Annotated in this window: 15 protein-coding genes; 7 read left to right on the top strand and 8 right to left on the bottom strand. The window is 71.6% G+C overall.

Going from position 1 to position 21,513, the window contains the following annotated elements:
* Positions 1 to 149: 149 nt before the first annotated feature.
* The 4 genes from OG332_RS40630 to OG332_RS40615 all read right to left on the bottom strand — a co-directional run bounded on the left by OG332_RS40630 (position 150) and on the right by OG332_RS40615 (position 6,576).
* On the bottom strand, positions 150 to 3,173 hold the full coding sequence (locus tag OG332_RS40630) for an alpha-mannosidase (RefSeq protein ID WP_327418146.1): 3,024 nt from the start codon (positions 3,171 to 3,173) through the stop codon (positions 150 to 152).
* Positions 3,174 to 3,260: 87 nt separating this feature from the next.
* Complete coding sequence (locus OG332_RS40625) at positions 3,261 to 4,193, bottom strand: carbohydrate ABC transporter permease (RefSeq protein ID WP_327418145.1); 933 nt, start codon at positions 4,191 to 4,193, stop codon at positions 3,261 to 3,263.
* A complete protein-coding gene (locus OG332_RS40620) occupies positions 4,190 to 5,083 on the bottom strand; it encodes a carbohydrate ABC transporter permease (protein WP_327419521.1) in 894 nt (297 codons plus the stop codon). The genes OG332_RS40625 and OG332_RS40620 overlap by 4 nt, the downstream gene beginning before the upstream one ends.
* A gap of 158 nt (positions 5,084 to 5,241) precedes the next feature.
* Positions 5,242 to 6,576 carry an ABC transporter substrate-binding protein gene (locus OG332_RS40615; protein WP_327418144.1) on the bottom strand — a complete coding sequence of 445 codons (1,335 nt, stop codon included), beginning with the start codon at positions 6,574 to 6,576 and terminating at the stop codon, positions 5,242 to 5,244.
* A gap of 405 nt (positions 6,577 to 6,981) precedes the next feature.
* Here OG332_RS40615 and OG332_RS40610 point away from each other — a divergent pair, with 405 nt between their 5' ends.
* From OG332_RS40610 to OG332_RS40595, 4 genes are all read left to right on the top strand, one after another.
* Positions 6,982 to 7,344, top strand: coding sequence for a hypothetical protein (locus tag OG332_RS40610; protein WP_327418143.1), 363 nt, complete (start codon positions 6,982 to 6,984; stop codon positions 7,342 to 7,344).
* A gap of 156 nt (positions 7,345 to 7,500) precedes the next feature.
* Positions 7,501 to 11,865: a trypsin-like peptidase domain-containing protein gene (locus OG332_RS40605; RefSeq protein WP_327418142.1), complete on the top strand. Its 4,365-nt coding sequence runs from the start codon at positions 7,501 to 7,503 to the stop codon at positions 11,863 to 11,865.
* A gap of 7 nt (positions 11,866 to 11,872) precedes the next feature.
* Positions 11,873 to 12,436: a hypothetical protein gene (locus OG332_RS40600; RefSeq protein ID WP_327418141.1), complete on the top strand. Its 564-nt coding sequence runs from the start codon at positions 11,873 to 11,875 to the stop codon at positions 12,434 to 12,436.
* 267 nt (positions 12,437 to 12,703) lie between these two features.
* A complete protein-coding gene (locus OG332_RS40595; RefSeq protein ID WP_442816405.1) occupies positions 12,704 to 14,134 on the top strand; it encodes an eCIS core domain-containing protein in 1,431 nt (476 codons plus the stop codon).
* A gap of 84 nt (positions 14,135 to 14,218) precedes the next feature.
* On the opposite strand, the gene OG332_RS40590 is transcribed toward OG332_RS40595, so the two are convergent.
* Complete coding sequence (locus OG332_RS40590; RefSeq protein ID WP_327418140.1) at positions 14,219 to 14,524, bottom strand: hypothetical protein; 306 nt, start codon at positions 14,522 to 14,524, stop codon at positions 14,219 to 14,221.
* A 104-nt stretch (positions 14,525 to 14,628) separates the two neighbouring features.
* Complete coding sequence (locus tag OG332_RS40585; RefSeq protein WP_327418139.1) at positions 14,629 to 14,994, bottom strand: hypothetical protein; 366 nt, start codon at positions 14,992 to 14,994, stop codon at positions 14,629 to 14,631.
* A 189-nt stretch (positions 14,995 to 15,183) separates the two neighbouring features.
* On the opposite strand from OG332_RS40585, the gene OG332_RS40580 reads away from it, so the two are divergent.
* Positions 15,184 to 15,654: a universal stress protein gene (locus tag OG332_RS40580; protein ID WP_327418138.1), complete on the top strand. Its 471-nt coding sequence runs from the start codon at positions 15,184 to 15,186 to the stop codon at positions 15,652 to 15,654.
* A gap of 48 nt (positions 15,655 to 15,702) precedes the next feature.
* On the opposite strand, the gene OG332_RS40575 is transcribed toward OG332_RS40580, so the two are convergent.
* Together OG332_RS40575 and OG332_RS40570 are read right to left on the bottom strand one after the other, a co-directional pair.
* Positions 15,703 to 16,653 carry a serine/threonine dehydratase gene (locus tag OG332_RS40575; RefSeq protein WP_327418137.1) on the bottom strand — a complete coding sequence of 317 codons (951 nt, stop codon included), beginning with the start codon at positions 16,651 to 16,653 and terminating at the stop codon, positions 15,703 to 15,705.
* 15 nt (positions 16,654 to 16,668) lie between these two features.
* Positions 16,669 to 17,310: a TetR/AcrR family transcriptional regulator gene (locus OG332_RS40570; protein ID WP_327418136.1), complete on the bottom strand. Its 642-nt coding sequence runs from the start codon at positions 17,308 to 17,310 to the stop codon at positions 16,669 to 16,671.
* Positions 17,311 to 17,466: 156 nt separating this feature from the next.
* Between OG332_RS40570 and OG332_RS40565 the strand changes: the two genes are divergently transcribed.
* Both OG332_RS40565 and OG332_RS40560 read left to right on the top strand, forming a co-directional pair.
* A complete protein-coding gene (locus tag OG332_RS40565; protein ID WP_327418135.1) occupies positions 17,467 to 19,155 on the top strand; it encodes a ricin-type beta-trefoil lectin domain protein in 1,689 nt (562 codons plus the stop codon).
* A 28-nt stretch (positions 19,156 to 19,183) separates the two neighbouring features.
* Positions 19,184 to 21,505, top strand: a complete 2,322-nt coding sequence (locus OG332_RS40560; RefSeq protein ID WP_327418134.1) for an alpha-N-acetylglucosaminidase — start codon at positions 19,184 to 19,186, stop codon at positions 21,503 to 21,505.
* The last annotated feature ends 8 nt before the right edge of the window (positions 21,506 to 21,513 follow it).

Here is a 21,513-nt window from a genome sequence, read left to right as displayed (position 1 = left end):
CCGTTGATCGAAGACCACTCCTTGATCGTGAACGGCCTCCCGTTCGAGTACCGCGCTCGTGGCCGACGGTGATGCGCGCCGAGCCGCGCAGTGTACGGGCGGGTGGGCCCCGGCCCTGACGTCCGGGCCGGGGCCCACTCGCCCGGCGGTCAGGCGCGGTGCAGGCGGACCGTGACGATCTGGAACGGGCGCAGGGTCAGGGGGACCGCACCCGCCGGGGTGGGCGTGCCCACCGCCGAGCCGGCCAGCGGGCGTTCCAGCAGGTCGCTCTCGACCGCCGCCGAGAAGGGGAAGTCCGCCGTCAGGACCGCCGTCGCACGGCCCCCGCGCGACTCGTAGAGGCGGACGACCACGTCACCGCTGCGGTCCTCGGCCAGTTTCACCGCCTCCACGACCACCGCGTCCTCGTCGACGGCGAGCAGCGGGGCGACCGGGCCCGCGCCGGTCACGGTGCGCTCGGGCAGGTTCAGCGCGTGCCCCTCGCGGACCGCGTCCCCGATCGACGCGCCGGGCGCGAGGGAGAACCGCAGGGTGTGGGCGCCCTGGTCGGTCTCCGGGTCGGGGTAGCGGGGGGCCCGCAGCAGGGAGAGCCGGACGGTGGTGGTCTGGCCGCCGTCGGGCCGCACGTCCCGGGTGACGTCGTGCCCGTACGTGGAGTCGTTGAGCAGCGCGACCCCCCAGCCGGGTTCCTCGGCGTGGATCCAGCGGTGGGCGCAGATCTCGAACTTGGCCGCCTCCCATGAGGTGTTGGTGTGGGTGGCCCGGTGGACATGCCCGAACTGCGTCTCGGAGGCGGTGCGTTCGGCCTTGATGTCCAGCGGGAAGGCTGCCTTGAGGAACTTCTCCGTCTCGTGCCAGTCCACGTCCGTCACGACGTCCACCGTCTTGGCCCCGGCCCGCAGCGTCACCGACTGGACGGCGGTGGAGGAGCCGAAGGAGCGCGTGACCCGGACGGTGGCGGACACCGGCCCGCTCTCGGCGACGTCCAGGACGTCCACGTCCACCAGGTCCGTCACCCGGTTGCGGTAGAACGCGTCGATGTCCCACGCGTCCCACATGTTCGGGAAGTCCGGGTGGATCTGCAGCAGGTTCGCCGCGGCCCCCGGAGCGACCGCCTCTCGCCGCGCCTCCAGGTCGTAGACGGAGACGATCAGCCCGCGGCCGTCGATCTCCACCAGCAGCCGGCCGTTGGCCAGCACGTGCCCGCCGCCGTGCCGCTCCTCCACCGTGACCGGCTCCCCGGCCTCGGCCGGGCGGCCCGCCCCGCCCGCCGGAACGCCCCGCCGGGCGTGCGGGGCGCAGTTGAAGACCAGCTCCTCGCCGCCCTCCCCGGCGAGGGCCAGCTGCGCGGCGAGGGTGATCCCCTGGAGTTCCTCGCGCAGCTTCGCGTACGTCTCCCGCGCCTCGCGGTGCACCCAGGCGATGGAGGAGCCCGGCAGGATGTCGTGGAACTGGTGCAGCAGCACCGTCTTCCAGATCCGCTCCAGGTCCTCGTACGGGTACCCGTAGCCCGGCACCCTGACCGCGGCGGTGGCCGCCCACAACTCGGCCTCGCGCAGCAGTGATTCGCTGCGCCGGTTGCCCTGCTTGGTCTTGGCCTGGGAGGTGTAGGTGCCGCGGTGCAGCTCCAGGTAGAGCTCGCCCGCCCAGACGGGCGCGTCCTCGTACTCGGCGCGGGCCTTCTCGAAGAAGGCGTCCGGGCGCTCGATCCGCACCTTCGGGGAGCCTTCGAGGTCCCGCTGGCGCTTGGCGCGGGCCAGGTGTTCGCGGGTGGGGCCGCCCCCGCCGTCACCCCAGCCGAAGGGGGCCAGCGACCGCGAACCGCGGCCCTTCTCCCGGTAGTTGCGGGCGGCGTGCGCCAGCTGGGCGCCGCCGAGGTCGGAGTTGTAGGTGTCGACCGGCGGGAAGTGCGTGAAGACGCGGGTGCCGTCGATGCCCTCCCACCAGAAGGTGTGGTGGGGGAAGGCGTTGACCTGGGACCAGGAGATCTTCTGGGTGAGGAACCACTGGGAGCCGGAGAGCTTGACGATCTGCGGCATCGCGGCGGTGTAGCCGAAGGAGTCGGGGAGCCAGACGTTGTTCGTCTCGATGCCGAACTCGTCGAGGAAGAACTTCTTGCCGTAGAGGAACTGCCGGGCCATGGCCTCGCCGCCGACCATGTTGGTGTCGGACTCCACCCACATCCCGCCGACCGGCACGAACTGCCCGTCCGCGATCTTCTTCTTGACCCGCTCGAACAGCTCGGGCCGGTAGGTCTTGATCCAGTCGAGCTGCTGGGCCTGCGACATCGCGAAGACGAACTCGGGGTGCTCGTCCATCAGGCTGACCATGTTGGAGGCGGTGCGCGAGACCTTGCGCACCGTCTCGCGCAGCGGCCACAGCCAGGCCGAGTCGATGTGGGCGTGGCCGACGGCGCTGATCCGGTGTGCGGAGGCGCCGGCCGGGGCGGCCAGCACCCCGGCGAGCTCGGCGCGGGCGGCGGCCGCCGAGCCGGGCACGTCCGTCAGGTCCACCGCGTCCAGGGCGGAGCCGATGGCGTGCAGGATCCCGTGGCGCCGGGCGTCCCGGGTGTCGAGCTGGATCATCAGGTCGTAGAGGACCTCGAGGTCCTGGACCAGCTCCCACACCTCGGTCTCGAAGACGGTGAGGTCCATCCGGGCGAGCCGGTAGAGCGGCTGGTCGCCGCTGGTCAGCCGGTCGCCCTCGTACGTGACCGCGTGGTCGACCAGGACCGGGTTGGAGGCGGCCTCGACGTACCACTCGACGTGCTCGCCGCCCTCGGCGCGGTCGGCGACGCGGACCCAGTCGTTGTACGGGTTGAGCGCCTTGATCTCGCCGCCGTCGGCCCGGTGGACCAGGCCCTCGCACTGGAAGCCGGGCATCATCCGGTCGAAGCCGAGGTCGAGGACGGCCTCGACGGTGCGGCCGGCCCAGTCAGCCGGGACGGTGCCGGTGACCTTGAACCAGGTGGTGCCCCAGGCCGGGCCCCACGGATCGCCGATCGCGCAGGGCTCGTACGAGGCCGCCAGGCCCTCGGCGACGGGGACGGGCTCCCCCGGGGCCTCCCAGCGCTCGACGGTCAGCGGGAGCGGGCGGGAGTGGACGGCGGGCTTGATCCGCTCCTTCAGGACCCGGCGGAGGCGGTGCTCGGTGATGCTGCGGTCGTCGTGCATGACGGCTGCTCCAGGGACTGGGTGGTCGGTACGGACGGCTGGTCGGTACGGGGGCGGTGGAACGGGCCGGGCGGTGGACGGGCGGGCTCAGGTCTTGACTGCTCCCTCACCCACGCCCTTGAAGAAGAAACGCTGGAGGGCGAAGAAGAGCAGCATCATCGGCAGGAGGGCGGCCATCGCGCCGGCGGCGATGAGCCTCTGGTCGTTGACGGTGGTGGCGCCGGCCAGGGTCTTCAGGCCGAGCTGCAGGGTGTAGTGGTCGCTGTTCGTGAGGACCAGCAGGGGCCAGAGGAAGTCGTCCCAGGCACCCATGAAGCTGGTGATGCAGACGACGGCCAGGGCGCCCTTGGCGGCGGGGAGGAACACCCGGGTGAAGCGGGTCCATTCGCCGGCCCCGTCCAGGACCGCGGCCTCCTCGACCTCCTTGGGCACGGCGAGGAAGGCCGCCCGCATGATCATGATGTTGAGCACGGAGACCGCGCCGGGGAGCCAGACGCCGATGAGCGTGTCGACCAGGCCCATCTCGCGGACCGTGAGGAACATCGAGATCATCACGGACTCGAAGGGGAACATCAGGGTCGCCACCAGCACGGTGAAGACGACCTGGCGGCCCTTCCAGGCGGCCCGCGAGAGGGCGTACCCGCCCATCGCCGCGAAGAGCATGTTCGAGGTGATCGCGAGGACCGCGACGGTGAGGGTGTTGCCGACGTACTGGAGCAGCGGGAAGGACTCGGCGACCCGGGCGTAGTTGTCGAGGGTGGGCTGCGAGGGCAGCACGCCGTCGTAGACGTTCTCGGTGCGGCCGCGGATCGAGGTGAGGAACTGCCAGACGATCGGTCCCAGCATGACGACGAGCATCAGCAGCAGCGTGGCGTACCGGGCGGCCGGGCCGAGCCACCGGCGCCTGCGGGCGGCGGCGCCCGCGCCGTGGCCGGTGCGGCGGGGCGGCCCGCTCCCGGGGGAAGGCGGGGTGCTCCCCGGGGAGGGTGGGGTCTTCCCCGGGGAGAGCGGGGTGCTCAACTCTCGTCTCCCTTCGACAGGCGGCGGCCCAGCAGGCTGAAGACCAGGGTCAGGAGGAACAGCAGGATGGAGATGGCGGAGGCGTAGCCGGTCTCGCCGGAGAAGCCGAGGCCGACCTGCCGGATGAGGAACGGCAGGGTGCGGGCGCCGCCGCCGGGGCCCCCGCTCTCACCGCCGAGGATGTAGATCTCGGTGAAGACGCGCAGCGCGGAGATCGCGGAGAGGGTGCCGACCAGCAGCATCATCGGTTTCACCTGGGGGACGGTGATGCTGAAGAAGCGGCGGACGGGGCCGGCGCCGTCGATGGCGGCCGCCTCGTAGAGGGAGGCGGGGACGTTCCCGAGGGCCGCCAGGTAGAAGACCATGTAGTAGCCGAGGCCCTTCCACACGGTCACGAGCATCGCGGAGACCAGCAGCATCGCGGAGTCCGTCAGGAACGGGATCGGCTCGGAGACGAGGTTCAGCCGTTGGAAGACCGTGTTGACGAGACCGTCGCTGCGCAGCACCCACTGCCAGATCAGTCCGACGACCACGGCCGAGGCGATCACCGGCGTGTAGAAGGCGGACCGGAAGAAGCCGATGCCGGGGACCTTGGCCTGGACGAGGACGGCGAGGGCCAGCGGGAGGAGGACCAGGCACGGTACGACGACCGCGAGGTACAGCACGCTGTTGCCGGTGGCGACCCAGAAGTCGGGGTCGTCGAAGGCGCGGCGGTAGTTGTCGAAGCCGACGAAGGTGCCGCCGCGCAGGATCTGGGCGTCGGTGAAGGAGAGGACGACGGTGTTGACGAACGGCCAGAGGCTGAAGAGCGCCACCATCGCCAGACCGGGGGCGAGGAAGAGGTAGGGGGTCCACCACTTGCGGTGGACCAGGCCCGTATCGGCCTCCATGGCACGCTGAGCGGCTCGGCGTCGCCGCCTGCGCGCGAGGGCGCCGCCCGGCTCCCGGGCGCCACCGCTCGACTTCACGGTGTCGCCCTCCGCCTCCCCGGTGACGACGTCGGACCGTTCGGCGCCGACGCCCGCGCCGACGCGCCCGCCCACGGCCGTCACTTGTCGGCCGCGGCTGTGAGGAGCTTGTTCGCCGCTTCCTCGGCCTTCTTCACCGCCGTCCGGGGATCCTGCTCACCCGTGATGGCCTTCTGCACCTCGCGTACGACGGCGTCGCCCACCTGATTGGTCCACTGGACGGGGGTGTTGGCGTCGAGCGCGGCGGTCTTCAGCTGCTCGGCGCCGACCGCGCGGGCCAGGGTCTCCGCGTCCTTGCCGTCGCCCTTGTCCGAGAAGAACGGGTCGGCGAGGCCCTGCGCGTTGGAGGGGTAGATGGTGGCCTTCCTGGAGAACTCCACCTGGTTGGGTCCGTTGGTCACCCACTTCGCGAACTCGGCCGCCGCGTCGGGGTGCTTGGTGTCCTTCTTGATCCCGAGCGACTGGGCGTAGATGCCGATGTGGCCGAGCTTGCCCGTGACGGCTCCCGCGACCTGGGTCTTCGCGTAGACCTGCGGGGCGTTCTGCTTGACGTCCTTGACGAAGCCCGGGGAGCCGGGGCCGAAGACGATCTTTCCGCCGCCGTAGAGCTGGTTGATGTCGTCGGACTTGAGCAGGGACTCCTTGGGCATGGCGCCCTTGGCGTACAGGTCCTTCATCCGCTCCACCCAGGCGACGGCCTGGTCGGTGCCGAAGGTGAACCGGTCCTGCTTCTCGCTGAGGATCGGTATGCCCATCTTCTGCCAGTCCCCGGGCAGCCGGCCCTTGGGATCGGCCATGAAGGCGGAGTACTGGCCCCCGGACGTGGCGGCGATCTTCTCGGCGTAGTCGAAGAACTGCTCCACGCCGGTGGGCGGCTTGGCCGGGTCCAGGCCGGCCTTCTCGAAGAGTTCTCTGTTGTAGGTGAGGATCTCGGGGGTCACGTACCACGGGTAGGCGTACACGCTGTCCCCCTTGCCCGGCAGCTTGAACTGCTCCCAGGCACCGGGCACGTACTCCTTGGCCGCCGCCCCGTCGAGCTTGGCGACGTCGGCGAGCATGCCGCGGTCTGCGAGGAGCTGGAAGGAGTCGGTGGAGAGGTTGACCACGTCGGGAAGGGCCCCGGCCTGGGCGTCCGCGACGAGCTTCTCGTTGTAGCCGTCGCCGGGGACGTCCTCCCACTTGACCTCGGCCTCGGGGTGCTTCTGCTCGAAGGCGTCGATGACCCCCTGCACGTAGGCCGTGAACGTCGGCTTCAGCTGGAGGGTCCGGAAGGTGATCTCACCGGCCACCCTGCCCGTCTTCTCGGCCTCCTTCGCGTCACTCGCGCCACCGCTCAGGCCGCACGCGGCGGTCGAGAGGAGGGCGCCGGTCACCAGCGTGGCCACGGCAATACGGGTCGGGTTCGAACGGATCATCGTCGCCGCCTTTGCAGAAGTCCGGCCTCTTTGCCGGAGGCGGTGCCCACCGTGGCCCGAAGTCAGGATCCCGTCAATGAGGCCGAGGCCCCATTGGCCGGTGACATCCGGGTACCGAATGCCCCAACAGGCCGGAACAGGCGGCCAGATGGCCTCAGCACGACAAGGTTGACTTGGACTAATGCGCTTTAGTGCAAAGCCGGTCCGGCATGATATCAATTCGATAACAAAGCCCGACTCTCCGTCAACTTGCGACCATTTATGGCCGGTTCGCGAAGGCGGGCACTAATGCGCTTTACCACCCCACTGCGAAACCGCTTTGGCGACGAGGCGCACCTCCCCCGGGCGGACCTGGTGGCTTGAACGCGTTCAGTTGAACACGTTCAGGGATTCGAGGAGGCGGCCGTGAGCGCCGGACGGAAGAGCGACGCGCGGGTCCAGCCTGCGCACAAGGTGCAGCGAAACCTCGCGGTGGGCACCACTTCGTACGCCTGGCACTTCCGGTTCGGCCCCGCGATGGCCGAACCTAACGCGTTCTATCGGGCGGAAACCGGTGCCGACTGGAATGAGGACGATTTCCGGGGCGTCCAGGGTCGGCTTCAGCCGTACGGTGCGACGAGTGTGACGGGATCGGAGTCGGACAAGGGCTTCTACCTGGTGGTCCACTTCGAGGCCGACATGCCCGTAGGGCAGCGTGCGGAGTTGAAGCGGCAGATCGCCGAGCAGCACGGCATCCAGAAGGTGAAGCTCCGCCGGGTGCGCGGCTGACCGTCGACCCGGCCGCCCCCGCCCGCGGCAACCGGGGCCACCGGTCCGCTTTGTGCATTCCCGTGTGCAGCGCCCGCCGGAACTGTCACGATGATTCCCGGCCAGGCTTCAGCAGGGGCCGCGCGAGCGGCCTCCGCCTCCGGGAGGGATTCCGACGTGACAGATCTCCGCGTGGCTGCCCTCCGGTGCGTCTCCCCCGAGGACGCGGGCACCTCGTTCGGCTCCGGATACCTGGTCGCCGACCGTCTCGTCCTCACCGCGGCCCATGTCGCCGGAGCGGTGGGGCAGTCGGTGGAGGTGCGCCTCGACACCCGGCTCGTCACCGGCACGGTGATCTGGCGGGCGTCCGGGGCCGACGGCGCCACCTCACCACCGGACGCCGCGCTCATCGAGATCGACGACGAGGCCTACCGCCCTCCCGACCTCCCGCCCGTCCGCTGGGGCTGGATCGCCGGCCGCGGTCCCGCCGTCGGCTGCACCGCCACCGGCTACCCCGACGCCCTGGTCACGCAGGACGGCCGCGCCGAGCCCGAGCAGGTGCGCGGCGAGATCATGCCGCTGACCCGTGACTCCAACGGCCTGGCCGACGTCCTCCCGTCGAGCTGGCCGCAGCCGGACCCGGACGGCGGCACCCTGTGGTCGGGCATGTCCGGCGCGGCGGTCCTCTCCGACTCCGGCCACCTGGTCATCGCGGTCCTCATCGAGATCTCCGAGAACTTCGACGACCGCCGCCTCACCGCGCTGAGGGTCGCCGCCCTGAGGCGCGACCATTCCTTCACCGACCTGGTCGAACGGCACACCGGCCGGCCGTTGGTGCTGGAGCCCGTCGAACTCGAGGCGACCTTACGTCCCTGGCACCGGTCGACCCGGCCGCAGTCCCCGATCGCCCTGCTCCGCCCCGAATACGAGGTCGCGCCGTTCCACGGCCGCGCGCAGACGCTCGGCCGCCTCGTCTCCTGGTGCGAGTCCGGCGGACGCGCCGCCGGCCTGCTCGTCCACGCTGCGGGCGGCACGGGGAAGACCCGGCTGGCCCGCGAACTCGCCCAGACGATGTACCGGAAGGGCTGGGTCGTCGGGGAGCTCTCCGACGCCGCGACCACCTTCACCCAGTTCACCCGCCTCGCCCACCCGGCCCTCGTCCTCATCGACTACGCCGAGTCCCGCGCCGCGACCACGGCCGCTCTGCTGCGGCACATCGCCGAGCACCCCGGACAGCACCCCGTCAGAGTGCTGATGCTCGCCCGGTCCGCCGGACCCTGGTGGGAGCAGCTCATGAACGACGCCGTCGTCGCCGCCACCCTGCCGGACGAACCACGAGAGCTCGGCGGTCTCGAATTCTCCCCCGACTCCGGCGGCCGGCTCACCATGCTGGCGGACGCGTTCGACACCGCCCTGCGCCAGGTGCCCGGCTACGAGGACCACCAGCAGCGGACACCGGCATTCCAACTGCCGTGGGCCCTCGAACCGATGAGGGACCACCACCCCCTGACCCTGCACATCGCAGTCCTGGCCAGCGTCCTCACCGGCCCCGAGCAGGGCGAGGCCTCGGCGCCGCCCGCCCGGGTGCTGCTGCGGCACGAGAAGATGTACTGGAGCCGGCTGGCCGCCGAGCGGTCCCTGGGACATCCCGAAACACGGGACGCGGCGCTCGTGTTCGGTCTGCTCTGCGGGGCGCACTCCCGGCAGCAGGCGGCGCTGACGATGCAGCTGCTCCCGGGCCTGCGGTCCGACTCGGCCGAGGACGCCCGGCGCGCACTCGCCCACTGGATCGCCACCCTCTACCCGCCCAACGACCCACGGGCCGAGTACTGGGGCCAACTGGCTCCGGACTGGCTGTTCGAGCATCTGCTGGCAGCCCTCGTCGCAGACGAACCGGACCTGCTGGACAACCTCGCGAGCCTCAGCGACGACGGCTCGCTGACGTGTCTGACCGGAGCGCAACTCGACCGCGCCGTCACCGTCCTGACGGCTGCCGCCGCCCACTCCGGTGAGGCCGCGGCCGCCGTACGCCGCAAACTGATCGAGCTCGTGGCCGTCCACAACGGCGTGTTCGTGCCGTACGCCTGCCTCATCAGCATGCAGGCCCAGTACCCCGAGCCGCTGCTGACCGCGTTGAAGATCCTCATCGAGCATCCCGCCGCCGAACTCCCGCACCTCTACGAGATCCGCCGCTTCATGCCGCCGACGGGAGGCGTCCTGGCCGATCTCGGCGTGGCGGTGCAGCAGCGGATGGTGGCGATCTCGCGGGACGCCCCCGCATCGGACGAGCGTGAAAGAAGACTTGCCCACAACCTGGATCTGCTCGGCATCTACCTCGCGCGCGTCGGCCGCATCGACGAGGCCCTCTCGGCCAATGGTGAAGCAGTCGCGATCCACCGAGCCCTCGACGGAGGGGACCCGGAGATCCAGGACGGCCTCGCCCGCGCCCTGACGAACCACTCGACGAACCTGGCGCGTGCCGGGAGCCACGAGGAGTCCTACGAGATCTGCCAGGAGGTCGTCGACCTGCTGGACCACTCGGCCCTGCTGCCCGAACAGCGCCGCAGGCTCCTGGTCAGACCGCTGAACAACATCTTCCTCTACCACGAGCAGCACGGCGACACCCGGCAGGCCTACGAAGTGGTGACGCGGGCGGTCACCCTCCAGCGAGAGGAACTCGCCGACGGGGCCGACCGGTTCGAGCGGGACACCCTCGCGCAGCTCCTGACGAACCGCGCCAAGAGCCTCGATCGTCTCGGCCGGCCGGCGGAAGCGCTCGCGGACCACGAAGAGTGCATGGAGATCTTCCGCAGCCTGTACCGCAGTGAGCCCGGCGTCTACGCGGACAGGGTCCAGGCGCAGGCGATGCTCCTCGCGGGGAAGCGCCAGGGCGAGGGCCGCCACGCCGAAGCGGCGGCGCTGTACGGGGAAGCCGGCGAGGCCCTGACCCGCCTGCCGCTCCGCGATCCCGGCAGGCAGCTCCAGCTCGGTCTCGCCCTCCAGCTCCAGGCCCAGGAACTCAGCCTCGCCCGCGCGCCCTTCGCGTCCGTCGTCCACCTGCTGGAACGCTCGTGCGCGGTACTGGGCAGCTTGTTCCGGCAGGATCCGGAGATGATCGCGGACCCCTACTTCGATCTGCTCAAGCACTTCGTCCAAGGGGCCCAACTCGTCGCCGAGGACATCGACATCAAGCCCTACATGGCCGAGGTCGCCGGCGTCCTCGACCACATCGTGTCCCGGTGGGAGGCCGCGGGGCGCATCCCCGGCGTGGTGACGACCGTGGGCAACCTCGCCATGTACGTGTCGTGGGCGATCGAAGAAGGCGACCTCACCTCCGCGATCCGGCTCTGCGAACGGGTCGAGGCCATCGCCCCGGACGACTCCGGCGCAACTGCCCACCTGGACCGGGAGAACTTCCACGCCACGATGATGATGCTGCGCGCGAAGGCCATGGCCCGCCGAGGAGACCTCCCCGAGGCGGCGGTGGTCGCCACGGCCGCCGCGGAACGCCTCGACGCCTGCGCCACGCCGGACAACCCGTGGGCGGCCGTCGTCGCGGCCGAAGGCCTCCTCGATCTGTCGCTGCGCATGTCCGTCACCGACGCACCCCGCGAAACCATCGCGCTCAATCAGGCGGGCAGTGCCATCGCCCTCCGGCACATGGCCGAGGCTCTGGACGACTGGACCCCCCTCCTCGCCAACCACCTGGCCCGCCAGGCACGAGCCCACACGGTGCTCGGTGAGCACGAAGCCGCAGCGAACCTGCTCGAAGTGGTCCTGGAACACGTCCGAGGCCTCGCCGACGGCCGGGAAGAGCAACGGAAGGACCCCCTCGTCACCTTCGACATCCGCCAGGCGCCCGTCGGCCCCAGCCGTCACGAGAGCCTCGACGAGCTCCTGTGCATGTATGTCGTGGAACTCCAGCGACTCGACCGGACCCCGGACCTCGCGGCAGCCCTGGAGGAGCTCGTCGAGCTGAGGCGCCGCCGCTGGGAGGCCGACGGGCAACCGGACCAGGGGCTGTCCTACGCCTGGATCGCACGTTTCCACGGCAAGGTCCTGATCGACACCGACCAGCCGGAGGCCGCCGCGGCAGCGGCCGGTACGGCGATGGCGGTCGCCAAGGACCTCCCCGTCACGGACGAGGAATCCCAGGGGATCCGGGCGACGATCCTCCACGAGGCCGCCCTCGTGCTGATCGGCGCCGGCACCGTCGACGACGCCGTCGTCTCGATCTCCGCCTGCGTCGAAATCCACCGGACCGGCCGTGCCCCCTCCGCCAAGGACCTGGCGTCCGCCCTGGGCGACCTGGCGGCGATCCTCGGCGTGGCGGGCCGGACCGAGGAGTCCTTCACCGTGGGGGACCAGGCGCTGGCCCTGTGGCGGGAGCTGGCCGCCCACGATGCCGATGGGCTCGAAGGTCTCGCCATCTGCCTGCACAACCAGGCGCTCAACCGGAAGAAGGCCGGCCGCGAGGACGAGGCGCGAGAGCTGCGCGCCGAGTTCGAGGAACTGCTGGCAGCAGCGACCGAAAGGCGATGACGGCCCGATGATGTGGTCCCAGCTGTCCCAGCTGTCCCAGCTGTCCCAGCTGTCCCAGCCGCAAGCCGTGCTCCTCGCCGCCGGTATCGGCGCCACCGGGGCGATCATCGGCGGAGCCGTCGCCTCCCTCCTCACCCAGATGCTGAACGGGCGGGCCAACCGGCGCCGCCAATGGGACGAGACCCGGCACACGGCCTATGCGCGCGTCACCGAGACCTTCCACGCCGCGCTGGGACTCTACGACGGAACGGGCCGCCCGCGGGCCGACCCGGCGGCGCAGCGCCGCGCCGCGGACGACCTGCTCGCCGCCTATTCGCGCGCCGCCCTCCTGACGCGTACCGACGGCACGGCGATGGCACTGGAGCGTCTGCACGACGTCGCACAGGACCTCTGGGACCGCCCGGCCCGGCCCTGGACGGAGATCGACGAGCAGTGCCGTCGCGCCGAGTGGGCCTTCCGCAAGGAAGCCCGGGCGGAGATGGGCCTGCCGACCCGGCGCGGCCTGCCCGAACCCACGGCCACGGCCACAACCGCGCCCGTCGCCGAACTCCCTGCCGAACCCTCGTCCTGAGGCCTGCCGATGGGGAAGCGGCGCGCGCCACTGCTTCCCGTCACCGCACGCTGCACGCCGCAGGGTTCGCTGCGTGCCGTGGTGGCCGACCGTTGGCCTCACGCCTGCAAGCTAGCTGATAATGCTTCAGACCCCCTGGTCACGACCGGTGACCGCCTCTCGGGGGTGCGGCCGGCAGCCGTGCGAAGCGGCTGCTCTGATGTAGGGAAAGGCGACCGCGTGAGCCCCAAGCACCCCCGCCCGGCGCAGAAGACCGACGAACAATTACTGCAGTCCTCCCGCCCTGCCGCGACTCCACAGCGGGCGGCGGCGCCGCCGGTGGGGCTGATGGCGCTCCAAGCCGGTGCGGGCAACGCCGCGGTCGTGCAGATGCTCCGTCGGGCCGGTCACTCCCCGGACCAGGACCAGGAACGGCACCAGCACACCGACGGATGCGGACACCCGCAGACCGGGCAGCCCGAGGTGCAGCGGTCCGCCGTCCACGACGTCTTGCGCACCCCCGGACGTCCCATGGACGACGCCACCCGCACCGACATGGAAGCCCGGCTCGGCGCGGACTTCTCCGACGTCCGCATCCACAGCGGCAGCGCCGCCAAAGCCTCCGCCGCCGAAGTCGGCGCCCGCGCCTACACCTCCGGCAGCCACGTCGTCATCGGCGACGGCGGCAACGACAAACACACCCTCGCCCACGAACTCACCCACGTCATCCAGCAACGCCAAGGCCCCGTCGCGGGCACCGACAACGGAACGGGGCTGAAGGTCTCCGACCCGTCGGACCGGTTCGAGCGCGAAGCGGAAGCGAACGCCAGCCGGGTCATGGCGGCCGGCCCGCAAGCCGCCACGAACGTGCAGCGCCATGCGGCACCCTCACCCGCCCCCGGCTCGCGCCCTTCCGTGCAGCGCGTCGAGAACCCTCAGGACCGGATGACGGTCGAGTACTGGGAGGGCAAGGCGGGAATGGGCGAAGCCAGCAGCAGCGCCGCAAGAGACAAGGCCGCGCAGATCAAGGCGTCCAAGGCGAGCGCGAAGAAGTTCAAAGCCAGCAAGCCTCCGCGCACGATCGACGAGATCGTCAGGATCGTCGGCCCCAAGCTCTTGGACGATCTGGCGAAGAAGGGGGAGGACGCCGGAAGGATGGAGCTGTACAGGTCCATGAGTTTCGACGAGGCCCACAGCGCCCTGACCTACTGGGGCGACGCGACCTCACGGAACGAACTCCTGGCCTACATAGGCTCCGGCAACGGCACGGGAAAGGATTTCAGGGACCAGGGGTTCGGGGGTTTGACGATAGGGGCCCATCTCGGCGACCAGGGCCAGGCCGACGGGTACTACGACACCCTGGGTGATCCCTACGCGGTCCAGCTCAAGTTCACGCTGAAACCCGGAGCCCACGAACTCCTTTTCAATCAGGACCACATGGCTCTCGGGCCGGGCTACAAGAACGACCTGATCCGCAAGGCGAACGAGAGCGGCGGGGCCTACAAGAACGCGAGCTCGAACGAGGGCACCCTGGGTGGGTACATCGGCGTGAAGGCCGAGGACAAGGAGCCCTACAGTCTGGGCATCGCGCAGGGGAACAACGGCAAGAACGGCCGGGAGCTCGGCGCGAGTCAGCTGCTTTTCCAGCTGTTCGTCGAAAATGTGGAACTCGTGAAGAACAGGTCGGGGAAAGAGCTGCCCACTGCTGTTCCCGCCTGATCCCAGCAGCAGGAAACCGTAGCTGTCCAACGGCAGATTGCCGCGGATGCCTCAGGACCGGTCCGGGGCATCCGCGGACACGCCTCAGGACGAGGAGGACGAGCCGGGCTCCGGGAGCGTCAACGACAGCTTGACCGCGAACGTGCCGTCGGAGGGCGACGAGCACAGGTAGGCGCCCTCGCCCTGCGCGAACCCGACGTTGAACTCCACCTCCAGGCCGCCGACGCGCAGCGGGGACACCGGCGATTCATCGACCGCCCGCACCATGGTGGACAGCACCGACTGGATGGCCGCCCGCAGGTCGTCCTCGTGGTCGGACAGATGGGCCGAGCCGTACCGCCGTGCCGCGATCTGCCTTCCGTCGCCCGACGGAAGCTGCCGCGTCTCCACCCGAACCACCCTCGCATCGGACATGCAGGCGCCCCGTCCCTCGATGGCCTTCTCCAGCTCTCCGCCACCTTAGCCGCGCCCGGATCCGAGCGGGGGCGTACCACCTACTGCATCGGGTACTCGGTCTTCTCCGCGAGCTTGCCGTCCTTGAAGCAGAAGCGGAGCACGGTCTCCTGGCCGTTCCTGGTGTCGCCGCTGGAGATGTACCAGGAGCAGGTGCTGCCCTCGGGTTCGGCCGGTCCGCCTTCCTTGAGGGCGCCCTTGACGAAGCTGTCGCCCGACGGGAGCTTGCCGCGGACCTCGCTCTCCGCGTCGCCGGTCTTCACGGACTCGTAGACCGTCGGGTCGAGCAGGGTCTTGTCGGCCATGTCGAGGACCTTGCCCATGCCGAAGACCACGGCCACGAGAAGGCCCACGCCCAGCACCAGCGCCACGCCGCACCCGATCAGACAACCCTTGCGCTGAGCCACGCCCGTTCCTCCATGTCGCTCCGTGTCCGGCGGCGGTCGCCTGGACACTCACACCCTCGCAAGGGGCGGGGGCCCCGGACTGTCCTCGAAAGTCGTCGGGCGCCGCAACGATCGTCGTTCGAGGTCGGACCCGCGTTCCGGGTATACAGGGAGGAGATCGACTATTCGGACGAAGTGAGAGGAACCCCCGTGAACGAGCAGGACACCGTCGAGCCTCTGATCGTCGTCGGCGTGGACGGTTCGAACCATTCCAAGGAGGCCCTGCGCTGGGCCGTCGCGCAGGCCGCGATGACGGGCGGCCGGGTGCACGCCGTCATGGCCTGGGAGTGGAACCGCAATCCGTTCTCCATCGCACCGGTGGCCGCCGAGGTCTCCGACGCCGAGGCGGTGACGGTCGAGGAGGCGGCCCGGCGGAAGCTGGCGGACACCGTCAAGGCGGCCGTCGGCGCCTCGCCCGGTGTGCCGGTGTTCCGTCGCGTCGAACAGGGCTCCGCGGCTCAGGTCCTGGTCGACGCCTCGAAGGAAGCGGACCTGACGGTGGTCGGCACCCGTGGCCACGGCGGGTTCAAGGGCGCCCTGCTGGGCTCGGTGAGCCAGCAGGTCGTGCAGTACGCCGCCGGCACCGTCGTGGTCGTCCGCGAGGGCGAGGACGACGACTGACGGCGGCCGGCTGACGGCGGCCGGCTGAGCCCCGGCCCGGCGGCGGGCTCAGGCCGTGGGGGCCACCAGGTCCCGGGGGTCCGTGTTGGCCCCGCACAGGACGACGGCGACCCGCTCGCCCAGCGGCTCCGGCGCGCCGTGCAGCGCCGCCAGGGCGGTGGCCGCGCCCGCCTCCACCACGATCCGGTGTTCCTCCCAGAGGGCGCGCCGGGCGGCCGTGATGGCCGCGTCGGGCACGAGCACGGACGTCACGTGCTCCTCCTGCGCGACGGCCAGCGCGTCCGCCGAGACCCGGGTGGCCCCCAGGGAGTCGGCGGCGACCGAGTCCACGGCCACGTCCACGACCCGGCCCGCCGCCAGCGCCGCGTTCAGGGCCCGGCAGTTCTCCGGCTCGGCCGCGATCACCCGTACGCCGTGCTCGCGCGCGGCGGTGGCGATCCCGGCGAACAGTCCGCCGCCGCCGACCGCGACGACCACGGCGTCCAGCCCGGGCAGGGCGGCCCGGATCTCGTCGAGCAGCGTCCCGGCACCCGCCGCGATGAGCGGGTGGTCGTAGGCGTGGCTGCTCAGCGCCCCGCTCCCGGCGGCGAACTCCTCGCAGGCGGCGAGCGCTTCGGCGTACCGGTCGCCGACGAGCCGCACCTCGGCCCCGTATCCGCGCAGCCGGTCCACCTTCACGCGCGGGGCATTGGCGGGCAGGAACACCGTCGCGGGCACGGACAGCGCGCGGGCCGCCCAGGCACAGGCGAGCCCGGCGTTGCCGCCGGAGGCGATGGTGACGCCCGCGGCCGGGAGGCCGCCGGCCTCGTGGTGGGCGGCGAGGAAGTTGCGGGCGCCGCGGGCCTTGAAGCTGCCGGTGTGCTGGAGGTACTCCAGCGCGTACCAGACCCCCGCTTCGGCCGCGGGCGCCACGGCGACGGGCCGTATCCCGCCGGCGATCCGGTCGGCGGCGGCGCGGACGGCGGCGTAGTCGAGCTGCTGTGCGGGTGCTGCTTGCATGGGCTGTCTCCCCTGTCAGGTGGTGGGCCGGGCGGCCTCGATCAGCTGGCGCAGGGCGCCGTAGTACACCTCGTGGTCCGTCAGGGGCGGCAGTACGTCGGCCAGTCCGCCGGAGAGGACGGGGAACTCCGCCGGATCCAGCGCGGCCAGGGCCGCCCGCGAGGCGGCGGTGGCCCCCGCCGGGTCCCGGTGGTCCACGAAGGCCGCGCTGCCCAGGGTGAGCAGGTACATGCGGCGGTAGACGGTCATCGCCTCGACGGCGGTCATCCCGGCGGCCACGCTGTCGGCGAGGGCGGGCTCGACGAGCCGGGCGAGGAGCTGGCGGCCGAGCCAGGGCCGGCCGCCGCGCAGCACCAGCAGCCCGGGATGGGCGGTGAGCAGCAGGTAGAGCGCGCGGAACCGCTGCTCGGCGGCCTGCGCCCAGTCCGTGCCGGCGGGGATCTCGGGGAGCTGCGCGGCCAGGTGCTCGGTGCACAGGTCGAGCAGCCCGGCGAGGTCGGTGCAGCGGCGCTGGACGGTGGCGTGGGAGACGTCGAGCCGGTCGGCGAGGGTGCGGAAGCTGAGGCGCCCCGGCCCTTCCTCGTCGAGGATCCGCAGGGCGGCGACGGCGATGGCCTCGGGGGTCGCACGGTCCAGGGCATCTGATCTGCGAGGCATGAGATACAACGTAACATACGATGTATCTCCTCTTTCGTGTGACATCGATTGCAGCCATATTGCTGGTCATTGGCCGACAAGCAGCGACTTTTGTTGACAGTGGGTAATCGCATCGCTGCACTGGGCGCACGCCTGCCCCCACGTCAAGGAGACTCCGTGCCGCCTCGCCTGCGTGCGTCGCTCCCCTGCCTGACCGCGGCCGCCCTGTTCGCCCTCGCGCTCTCCCCCGCCCCGGTGGCGGCCGAGCCCCGGGCCACCTCGGACACACCGCTCGCGCTCACCCCTCCCATGGGCTGGAACAACTGGGCGCACTACATGTGCGACATCGACGAGGCCAAGGTCGTCGCCAACGCCGACGCGCTCGTGTCGACCGGGCTCGCCGCCAAGGGCTACGACACCGTGACGGTCGACGACTGCTGGATGACCAAGAGCCGGGACGCGCAGGGCGGTCTGGTCGTCGACACGGCGAAGTTCCCGCACGGCATGGCCTGGCTCGGCGACTACCTGCACGCCAAGGGCCTGAAGTTCGGCATCTACCAGGACGCCGGCTCGCTCACCTGCGAGAAGTACCCCGGCAGCGGCGCGCCCCAGGGCGGCGGCCCGGACCACTACGCCCAGGACGCCCGGCAGTTCGCCGCCTGGAACGTCGACTACGTGAAGATGGACGGCTGCAACCTGTGGGTGCCGCCGGGGCAGACCAAGGAGCAGGCCTACCGGGACGCCTACAACGCCGTCGCGAAGGCGCTGCGGGAGAGCGGCCGGGACATGGTCCTGTCGGCGTCGGCGCCCGCCTACTTCCAGCAGGGTGAGTGGGGCGGCTCCGACTGGCACAAGGTCCTCGGCTGGGTCGGGGAGACCGGCCAGCTGTGGCGCGAGGGCAAGGACATCAAGGTCTACAGCCCGGCCGCGCCCGCCACCTCGCGGTGGAGCTCGGTCATGGGCAACTACGGCTACAACCGCTGGCTCGGCCGGTACGCGGGCCCCGGCAACTGGAACGACCCCGACTTCCTGATCGCGGGCGCCCCCGGTCTCACCGCGGCCGAGAGCCGCAGCCAGGTCGCCCTCTGGGCCATGATGGCGTCCCCGTTCATCCTGTCCTCCGATGTCTCCAAGCTGACCCCCCAGGGGCTCGCCGCCCTCGGGAACACCCGGATGATCGAGCTGGACCAGGACCCGATGGGCCGTCAGGGCGCCGTGGTCTCCTCCAACGCCACCTTCGAGATCCTGGCCCGGCCGCTCGCGAACGGCGACCGCGCGGTGGCCGTGCTCAACCGCTCGGCCACCACGCGGGACATCAAGGTGCCGCTCGACGAGATCGGCCTGGGCAACTGCACGGCCGACGCGCAGGACCTGTGGAGCGGGACGCGCCGGGAGGTCACCGAGGCGCTCACCGGAAGGCTGGCCGGGCACGACACGGCGGTCTGGCGGCTCAGCCCGCGCGGATGCGCCGAGGCCACCCCGACCGGGCAGGTCGTCGGTGACGGCGCCAAGTGCGCCGACGGGGCGAACACGACGGGCGTCGGCGCGGTCGTGATGGCCGCCTGCACCGGGGCCCCCGACCAGCGGTGGACCCTGGGCGACGACGCGAGCCTGCGGCTGGCCGGCGAATGCCTCTCCGCGGGCGAGGACGGGCTCGTGGAACTGGCCGACTGCGCGCCGTCGCAGGACCGGCAGCCCGGCCAGAGCTGGACGCACCGCCGCGACGGAGCCCTCGTGGAGCAGGAGAGCGGGATGTGCCTGACGGCGCCGGCCGCCGCCGCGACCCCGGACGCCCCGGCCGCCCGGCTGCGGCTGACCGCCTGCGGCGACCACCGGGTCGACCAGGCCTGGGCCCTGCCGGTCTGACGGCACGAGCCGACGGATGAGGAACCCCATGTCGCGAAGCGGGCGCCGCCCGCTCACCCCGCGCCCGCTCACCCCCCGCGCGCTCGCCCTCGCCGCGCTGCCCGCGGCGCTGCTGGCGCTGATCTGCGCGGGGTCGCCCGCACCTGCCGACGTACGGTGGTCCACTGCGCGGGACGGCGTGCGGGCCGTTGCGCCGGCCGGCGTACGGAGTACCGGGCGGCCGGGCGCGCCCCGGAGCCGGAGCTTCGACACCGCGCCCGCTCGGGCCGCCCTGGAGCGGTTGCTTCCGCGCCACTCCGGGCAGTTCACCCTGGTTCCCGACACGGCCGGCGGCGCCGACACCTTCACCGTGTCCGGGACCGCCGGCGCGATCACCGTGCGCGGCAGCACCGGAGCCACCCTGCTCACCGGGGTCGGCTGGTACCTCCAGCACGTCGCCGGGGCCGACATCGGCTGGCCGGGCGAGAGCATCGGCATGCTGCCCGCCCGCCTGCCGGCCGTTCCCGCGCCGGTCACCCGCAGCGCCCAGGTCCCGCACCGGTACGCGCTCAACGACACCGACGACGGGTACTCCGGCCCGTACCGCACCTTCGAGGAGCACCAGCGGCAGATCGACCTGCTCGCCCTGCACGGCATCAACGAGGTGTTCGTGCAGGTGGGGGCGGAGTACCCGTACTACCGGGCGCTCCAGGGCTTCGGCTACTCCGCCGAGGAGCTGCGGCAGTGGATCCCCGGCCCCGGCCACCAGAGCTGGTGGCTGCTGCAGAACCTCAGCGGTTTCGGCGGTCCGGTCACCGAGCGGCTGATGCGGGAGCGCGCCGAAGTGGGCGGGCGGATCGCCGAGCAGCTGCGCGGGCTCGGCATGACCCCGGTGCTGCCCGGCTACTTCGGCACCGTGCCGCCGGAGTTCACCGCGCGCAATCCCGGAGCGGCCACGGTGGCCCAGGGCGACTGGGCCGGCTTCGACCGCCCCGACTGGCTGGACCCCGCCTCGCCCGCGTTCCGGCAGCTGGCCGCCGCCTACTACGCGGAGCAGCGCGCGGTGTTCGGGGACAGCACGATGTACCGGATGAGCCCGCTGCACGAGGGCGGACAGACCGGGTCCGTCGACGTCGGGGCCGCGGCGGGCGCCATCCAGGCCGCCCTTCACGCCGCCCACCCGGGCGCGCTGTGGGCGGTGCTCGGCTGGCAGGACGACCCGACCCCGGAGCTGCTGGCCGGGGTGGACGCCTCGAAGCTGCTGATCCTGGACGGGCTGTCCGACCGGTACAACCGGCTCGACCGCGAGGCCCGTTGGGGCGGTACCCCGTACGCGATGGGCACCATCTACAACTTCGGCGGGCACACCACGATCGGCGCGAACACCTCCGTGTGGCTCGAACGGTTCGGCCCCTGGCGCGCCAAGGGCAACAGCGCGCTCGCCGGGATCGCCTACCTGCCGGAGGCCACCGGGACCAACCCGGCGGCCTTCGACCTCTTCACGGACCTGGCCTGGGAGCCGGGCGGGATCGACCAGCGCGAGTGGTTCGCCGGTTTCGCGGCCCGCCGCTACGGCCGTCCCGACGCCGCGGCCGCCGCGGCCTGGGAGGAGCTGCGCAAGGGGCCGTACAGCACGTCATCGGGGCTGTGGTCGGAGTCGCAGGACAGCCTGTTCACCGCCCGGCCGGGCCTGACCGCGGCGGGGGCGGCGTACTGGAGCCCCAAGTCCATGCGCTACCCGGCCGGTTCGGTCCGCAGGGCACTGGACCACCTGCTGCAGGTGGCTCCGGAGCTGCGCGGCTCCAGCGCCTACCGCTTCGACCTGGTGGACACCGCCCGGCAGGCCCTCGCCAACCACTCGCGGGTGCTGCTGCCGAAGATCAAGGCGGCGTACGAGGCCAAGGACCTGACCCTGTTCCGCACGCTCACGGCCGAATGGCGGGAGAGCGAGGCGAGGCTGGACGCGGTGACCGGCTCCGACCCGAACTTCCTCCTCGGCAGCCGGCTCGCCGGGGCCCGCTCCTGGGGCGCCGACCGGTCCGAGCAGGACCGGTACGAGTACGACACCCGCTCCCTGCTCAGCATGTGGGGCCGCCGCAGCACCAGCGAGGGCGGTTTCCTCCACGACTACGCGAACCGCGAATGGAGCGGCCTGATCTCGGAGTTGTACGCCCCCCGGTGGGAGCGCTACTTCGCCTCGCTGGACGAGGCGCTGGTACGGAAGGCGGCGCCGCGGGCGATCGACTGGCACGCCTTCGAGGCGGAGTGGGCCGGGCGGACCACCCGCCATCCGGACCGGCCGAGCGGGGATCCGTACCGGCTGGCCGCACGGATCGCGGCGGCCCTGCCCCCGGCGGCCGCCGGCGGCTGACCGGCACC

It is taken from the genome of Streptomyces sp. NBC_01233 (assembly GCF_035989305.1).
In the GTDB taxonomy this organism is placed as follows: Bacteria; Actinomycetota; Actinomycetes; order Streptomycetales; family Streptomycetaceae; genus Streptomyces.
This window is presented reverse-complemented; position numbering and strand designations above follow the sequence as displayed.

What these genes read in the sequence shown, in the direction of transcription:
- OG332_RS40560 (WP_327418134.1), top strand. Translation starts at nt 19,184, where the DNA reads ATGTCGCGAAGCGGGCGCCGCCCGCTCACCCCGCGCCCGCTCACCCCC.
- OG332_RS40620 (WP_327419521.1), bottom strand. Translation starts at nt 5,083, where the DNA reads ATGGAGGCCGATACGGGCCTGGTCCACCGCAAGTGGTGGACCCCCTAC.
- OG332_RS40600 (WP_327418141.1), top strand. Translation starts at nt 11,873, where the DNA reads ATGATGTGGTCCCAGCTGTCCCAGCTGTCCCAGCTGTCCCAGCTGTCC.
- OG332_RS40575 (WP_327418137.1), bottom strand. Translation starts at nt 16,653, where the DNA reads ATGCAAGCAGCACCCGCACAGCAGCTCGACTACGCCGCCGTCCGCGCC.
- OG332_RS40570 (WP_327418136.1), bottom strand. Translation starts at nt 17,310, where the DNA reads ATGCCTCGCAGATCAGATGCCCTGGACCGTGCGACCCCCGAGGCCATC.
- OG332_RS40615 (WP_327418144.1), bottom strand. Translation starts at nt 6,576, where the DNA reads ATGATCCGTTCGAACCCGACCCGTATTGCCGTGGCCACGCTGGTGACC.
- OG332_RS40630 (WP_327418146.1), bottom strand. Translation starts at nt 3,173, where the DNA reads ATGCACGACGACCGCAGCATCACCGAGCACCGCCTCCGCCGGGTCCTG.